The organism is Desulforhopalus singaporensis (genome assembly GCF_900104445.1).
GTDB lineage: Bacteria > Desulfobacterota > Desulfobulbia > Desulfobulbales > Desulfocapsaceae > Desulforhopalus_A > Desulforhopalus_A singaporensis.
The window spans coordinates 60,871-66,944 of record NZ_FNJI01000028.1 but is presented as its reverse complement, the minus strand read 5'-3'; the positions used below and the strand labels follow the sequence as shown (position 1 = coordinate 66,944).

Annotated in this window: 5 protein-coding genes and 1 tRNA gene; 2 read left to right on the top strand and 4 right to left on the bottom strand. The window is 53.0% G+C overall.

What is annotated here, in order from left to right:
* Positions 1-111: 111 nt before the first annotated feature.
* The gene (locus BLQ17_RS16780) at positions 112-273 is read left to right on the top strand and encodes a transposase (RefSeq protein ID WP_143005535.1); all 162 of its coding nucleotides are present in this window, start codon (positions 112-114) and stop codon (positions 271-273) included.
* A 409-nt stretch (positions 274-682) separates the two neighbouring features.
* On the opposite strand, the gene BLQ17_RS16775 is transcribed toward BLQ17_RS16780, so the two are convergent.
* From BLQ17_RS16775 to BLQ17_RS16765, 3 genes are all read right to left on the bottom strand, one after another.
* Positions 683-772, bottom strand: a tRNA-Ser gene (locus BLQ17_RS16775).
* A gap of 130 nt (positions 773-902) precedes the next feature.
* On the bottom strand, positions 903-1,442 hold the full coding sequence (locus BLQ17_RS16770) for a DUF2721 domain-containing protein (RefSeq protein ID WP_092224937.1): 540 nt from the start codon (positions 1,440-1,442) through the stop codon (positions 903-905).
* On the bottom strand, positions 1,433-2,149 hold the full coding sequence (locus BLQ17_RS16765) for a class I SAM-dependent methyltransferase (RefSeq protein WP_092224935.1): 717 nt from the start codon (positions 2,147-2,149) through the stop codon (positions 1,433-1,435). The genes BLQ17_RS16770 and BLQ17_RS16765 overlap by 10 nt, the downstream gene beginning before the upstream one ends.
* Positions 2,150-2,479: 330 nt before the next feature.
* Between BLQ17_RS16765 and ppdK the strand changes: the two genes are divergently transcribed.
* Positions 2,480-5,209: a pyruvate, phosphate dikinase gene (gene ppdK, locus BLQ17_RS16760; protein ID WP_092224933.1), complete on the top strand. Its 2,730-nt coding sequence runs from the start codon at positions 2,480-2,482 to the stop codon at positions 5,207-5,209.
* Positions 5,210-5,257: 48 nt separating this feature from the next.
* Here ppdK and BLQ17_RS16755 read toward each other — a convergent pair whose 3' ends face one another.
* On the bottom strand, positions 5,258-6,001 hold the full coding sequence (locus tag BLQ17_RS16755; RefSeq protein WP_092224931.1) for an arginase family protein: 744 nt from the start codon (positions 5,999-6,001) through the stop codon (positions 5,258-5,260).
* Positions 6,002-6,074 lie beyond the last annotated feature (73 nt).

Here is a 6,074-nt window from a genome sequence, read left to right as displayed (position 1 = left end):
ATTTTTCACATTATTTCAATAGATTAAGTTCATACTTCATATTAAATGTTTACGAAAGATGATTTTACCGAATGGCGCAATTTCAATGATTTAGACTTACCTCGGGAATAGCTGGCCTATTTCGATTTTGATTGCTTATCGACAGGTCCACTTGAAGGGACCAACAACAAGATCAAGACGATGCAGAGAAAAGCCTATGGTTACAGAGATATGGAGTTTTTCAAACTCAAGATAATGGCCCTTCATGAGAAGAAGTACGCTTTTATCGGATGAACCGTTTTTTTGCTTGCCTGCAAATCGATACGCAAGGCGCCATTAGCGGGAGCCGTTCTTGTTCAGTTCAAGATAGAGGTCTTCACCGTCAGATATTCTTTTTGTTCTCTTCTGATTTGGTTTTGGCTTTACGTACAGTGACGTCAGTCAATTTGTTGAGAGGACTCACCCATAGTTTCCACCTTTTTCGGTGAGCCAATGCTATCTATGGCTCTGAGAATGCTTTGAGTATAAGGCCAGGAACCTTGGTGGTATAAGCCGTGTTAGCACGTACTTTTTCCAACAGTTATACCAACAACAAGTGGTGGATTGCCATAAACATCACTGGACGATACCGAATGGAAAAACCGATAATTCTTCGATTGGGCATGATTTTTAGGACTGCATTGGATTGTGATTAATCTTGATTTGGCGGAGGAGCAGGGATTCGAACCCTGGGTGGAGTTACCCCCACAACGGTTTTCGAGACCGTCCCGTTCAACCGCTCCGGCACTCCTCCGCTATCCCCGACATTGATACCAGACCTTGGTACGAAGTTCAATAGGATATCTGCTGTCAAGAAGACAAATCTATGCCGGCCTTGGGGTGATTGGGATTTCCGGCAGAACATTTTGGCACTGTTGTTCCATCTACGCCGGATTGCCGTCGGTTCCGATCTGGTCGTCCCGGCGTTGTTTTATTCTCCTTATCCGGTCCTGGAGGATGCCGACGGTGATCCGGGTTTCGTAAAATAACAGAAATGATCCGGTAACCAGGCCTGCTACAGCAAGAAAAACCGAGATGACCGCTGTCAGGGCAAGGATGCGGTTGGCCGTTGTTACGTTTATACTTACCAGTCCTCCACCCACCAGGGAGATAAATGCGGCAAAGGCAAAGGCGCCCAGGGAAAAATAAAAGGCGCGGATGCCGCGCAGCAACAGGACCGCTCTTTTTTCGGTAAGCAGCAATTCTCCGGTCAGTCTGTCCGAGAGTGTAGTATCGCCGATTCCAGCTGCTTCACCTATCTGCCGCGATAACTCGCGGCTGCGGTCGATTGCGCGTGCAAAGCGGTTGCTGGTGCTCATGACCATCAGTGCCGAGGCGTTGGTCAATATTGCGGGGGCGACAATCAACGTCAGCATGACAAACGGGTTGGATTGCATCTGGCTGGTGGAGGAAACTATATCCATTGTGTTTTCCTGTGGCTATCTGTTGTCCCTGTCAAGGGTTGATCCATTGGACCGCTAAAAAGGCTCCGGTCATCAGGGTGTTTTTCATTCCTTTTTCCTCGATTGCGGGAATGTGTGCAACCGGGGCGTCCTGCTGAAAGTGAACGGCCGTCCTGATTATGGCGTTTTCCGGGACGAGCATGCGCAGCTCGCCCGGGGGACCTGAAATGAATGTTTGTAAACAGGGGATGGCCTTCCCTGGCTTTCTGCCGTCTTTTTTGTGCCCATGGACTGAGGCTGTTGAGGGTGGTTACGACGATACGGCCTCCTCTTCTGGTCACCCTGGAAAGTTCGCTGATTGCCTGGTGGGCGTTGTCGGTAAATTCGATAGCGGTCATGGAAACCGCCTTGTCAAAACTGCTGTCATCAAAAGGCAGGCGGGTCATGTCACCGAGAATAGCGGAGAAGTTTCCTGTTTGCCTGAGGATAACCGCTTGTTCCAGCATCGGCCATGACAGGTCGAGACCTATCACAGCAGCACCAAGAGCCAGGATGTCACGGGTGAAAATTCCGGTGCCGCAGCCGACATCGACAATTTTTTCATTGGATCCGGGGCTAAGCAGTTCAAGCAACAGTTCGGTTTCATATTTTTTTACCAGCAGTCCCGTCGGGGTTGTAAACCAGCGATCGTATTTGTCTGTCCAGCTGTCAAAAGGCGTAGTGGTCATGGGCTGTCGGTACTGTTTTGGGTCGGAGTAACCAGAACACGGTGGTCATGGCGCAACTGCAGATCACCATATTAGTATACGGTGCAACACCGCTAATGCCAAAAAAAATCAGAATATCGAATCGTTATTATTGGAAAGGGGTTTGTGGTTGAAAAAACCGCGCTGCTCCACGACAGGCGAGCAGCGCGCGTCGCGATGAAACAGATGATTCGGTAAAAGTTTTTATACTCTACTGTTTCGCTTTGGCTTATGTTTGTGTATTGTGTCGATCAGTAATATATGCAAAATTGTTCAGTGTTATTGATTAAAGATATTCCAGGAGATTTTCACATGGATAAGAAATGGGTTTACAGATTTGCCGAACTTGATGAAGTGGAAAAATATGTCGGCGGGTCGTGGGACAGTGTCCGGGGGTTGTTGGGTGGCAAGGGCGCTAATCTAGCAGAAATGGTGCGCATCGGGGTGCCTGTTCCCGACGGGTTTATAATCACCACCGAAGCGTGCAACGAATATTTGTCACTTGGGGAGCAGCTTCCCGAAGGGTTGTGGGAGCAGCTGCTGACATCGCTCAAAAAAATTGAGGCGTCCACCGGCAAGAGTTTCGGTGATCCGAAGAATCCTCTTCTGCTTTCCTGCCGTTCCGGTGCAAAATTCTCCATGCCGGGAATGATGGATACGGTCCTCAACATAGGTATGAACGATGAGACCGTCGAGGGGTTGATCGAGAGCACCGGCGATCCCAAGGTCGCCTATGACCTGTATAGAAGATTGATTCAGATGTTCGGCAGCGTGGTGATGCATATCCCCGATGAGAAATTCGAGGAGATCATAACCAGGATGCGGCTGAAAGCAGGCGTGAAATCAGATACCGAGCTCACCGCAGACCACTGGATGGCGATCACCGAAGAGTTCAAAAATGTTTTCAGGTTCCATACCCACCACCACTTCCCCACCGAACCGTATGCGCAACTGCAGATGGCCACCGAGGCGGTGTTTATGAGTTGGAACGGCAAGCGCGCCATAGATTACCGCAACGCTGCGGGAATTTCCCACGATCTGGGAACCGCTGTGAATATCGTGGCCATGGTTTACGGTAACCTGGGTGATGACAGCGGAACCGGGGTGGCGCTTACCAGGAGCGGCACCACCGGCGAGAAACACATCGAGGGTGACTACCTGACCAATGCCCAGGGTGAGGATGTCGTTGCCGGAATACGGATGACCAAGGATTTGTCGGATCTCGCAAAAGAGATGCCGCAAGTGCATGCCGAGTTCGAGCGGGTGGCGGTGCTGCTGGAGAATCATTACCGGGATATGCAGGATGTCGAGTTTACCATTGAAAAAGGTAAGCTGTGGATGCTGCAGACCCGGGACGGCAAAAGAACCTCCCAGGCGGCGGTGAGGATTGCGGTGGATATGGCGGAAGAAGGGCTTATATCCAAGGAGGAGGCGTTGATGCGGGTCACCCCTGAGCTGCTCGATTTCTTCTTTCACCCGCAATTCGACCGCCAACCCACCACCGGCGAGGCGGTGGGGGCGAAGCTGTTGGCTAAAGGCTTGAATGTCTCTCCCGGTGCAGCCGTTGGAGTGGTGGCTCTTGATGCGGATCTGGCCGAATTGTGGGGGAAAAAGGAAGGGAAGAAAGTCATCATGGTGCGTCCGGAGACCCGGCCTGACGATGTCCACGGGATGCTTGCCGCTCAGGGAATTGTGACCAGCAGGGGCGGGCGGACAAGCCATGCCGCGCTGGTTGCCAGGCAGTTCGGCAAACCTGCGGTGGTTGGGGTGGACGATATGGATATCGATCTCACCAGACGACAGATCACGGTAGGCGATAAGGTCATAAAGGAAGGTGATTTCATTTCCGTTGATGGCACCACGGGTGAGGTGTTTCTCGGGGAGGTGCCAACCAGGGATCCCGATGTCAAGGACAGGTGGCTGCTGAAGCTTCTGTCCTGGGCAGATGAGTACCGGACTCTCGGCGTATGGGCCAACTCCGATTATCCCGTAGACGCATCACGGGCCAGGGAGTATGGAGCAGAAGGTATCGGGCTGTGCCGGACCGAGCATATGTTTATGGAGGCAGAAAGACTGCCGCTGGTGCAGAAGATGATTCTCGCCGAGATGGAGGTACAGCGAAGCGAGGCTATCAAGGCCCTGCTGCCGTATCAGCGGGAGGATTTTGCCGGACTCTTCCGGGTGATGGACGGGCTGCCGGTGGTTATCAGGCTGATCGACCCGCCCCTTCATGAATTTCTGCCGAACCAGACTGCGCTCATGAAGGAGTTGGCTGATCTCAAGATCCAGCTGCAGCATGCTCCCAACCTTGAAGCCATAGACGACCTGCTCGAACAGGTAAGAAACAAGGAGCACGTTCTCGAGCGGGTGGAGGTTCTGCGGGAAGACAACCCGATGCTCGGGCTGCGCGGGGTAAGGCTTGGAAACCACTTCCCCGAATTGACCAGAATGCAGGTCAGGGCGATTATCGAAGCAGCGTGCCTGGTTTCCAGGGATGGCGGTGACGTTCGGCCGGAGATCATGATCCCCCTTACCAGCCATTGCAATGAACTCAAGGTGCAGCGTCAGCTGCTGGAGACAGAGGCCCGAAAAGTCATGGAGGAGCAGGGGTTCGAGATCAATTACAAGTTCGGGACCATGATCGAGATTCCACGGGCCGCCCTGACCGCGGATAAGCTTGCCGAGTATGCCGAGTTTTTCTCTTTTGGAACCAACGATTTGACCCAGACAACCTACGCCATTTCGCGCGATGATGCTGAGTCCGGTTTCCTCATCGAGTACATGGTGCGCGGTATTCTTCCCGAAAATCCGTTTGAAACCATTGACCGCGACGGCGTAGGGGAGTTGATGCGCATCGCTGTGGACAAGGGGAGAAAGACGAACCCCGATATCAAGCTTGGTATCTGCGGGGAACACGGCGGCGAGGCGAAATCCATCGCCCTGTGCCATATGCTGGGATTGAACTACGTTTCGTGCTCACCGTTCCGGGTGCCCCTGGCCAGACTGGCGGCGGCAAGGGCGGCGATAGCCAGCAAAGGTTGACAAAAGCAGGTGCGGGGAGCGGTTATGCCGCTTCCCGCACCCGTCTGGTCACCGCTTCATCCCTTCAAGAAAGGCGAGTACGTTACCGCCGAGAACCGAGTGGTTGTAGCCGCCTTCGAGAATGCCGAAACAACCGCCCTGGCCCCGGCGTGCGGCGTGGTGCACCCACTGCCCCATCAAGCGGTAATCCTTCCTGTACAGCAGTCCGCCCCAGTCGTTTACGTGGTTGTCAAACCCCGCCGATACCGCATAGATATCGGCCCTGCTGTTTTCAAGTGCGTATTTTACCTCGTCGAGATAGTCCCCGCGGTTTTTTGCCTCGGGGTTGAGGATCTCCACCCAGCTCTCGCCTTCCAGGATGTTGACATTGCCATCTCCGTAGTGCATGTCGAAGTCGAGGATGAAAGCCTTTTCGATCAGTTGCTCTGCTTTTGCCCGGTAGAGGGCGACGGCCATATTGTTGAAATAACAAAAGCCCCAGCAGCTGTCACCTGAGGCGTGATGGCCCGGCGGTCTTACCAGGGCAAAACTCGGCTCTTTCATCCCGGCTTTTGCAGCCTGGACAGCTCCGCCTGCTGCCAGGGCAGCTATTTCGTACAATCCGTGGCGTCTGACCCTTTCTATATGATCATGGGTGTGGGCGGCAAGCAGGTCCCCCTCGGTTGCCGCCATGCACTCACATAGCTCGACGTGATCCATGATCGCCAGGACGATTGCTTCCATTCTACCTGTTTCGGCGACGGGATCGGATGTGTACTGGTCGTAGAAACGCGGATGAAAAAAAACCTTCATTTTTTCTGTAACACCTCCAGCTTCTGGTGCTGCGATACTCAAAAGAGAGCAAAACCTCCTGCTGTTCACCTGA

Excerpts from the sequence above, each read along its gene's own strand:
- ppdK (WP_092224933.1), top strand. The coding sequence starts at position 2,480 with ATGGATAAGAAATGGGTTTACAGATTTGCCGAACTTGATGAAGTGGAA.
- BLQ17_RS16770 (WP_092224937.1), bottom strand. The coding sequence starts at position 1,442 with ATGGATATAGTTTCCTCCACCAGCCAGATGCAATCCAACCCGTTTGTC.
- BLQ17_RS16755 (WP_092224931.1), bottom strand. The coding sequence starts at position 6,001 with ATGAAGGTTTTTTTTCATCCGCGTTTCTACGACCAGTACACATCCGAT.
- BLQ17_RS16765 (WP_092224935.1), bottom strand. The coding sequence starts at position 2,149 with ATGACCACTACGCCTTTTGACAGCTGGACAGACAAATACGATCGCTGG.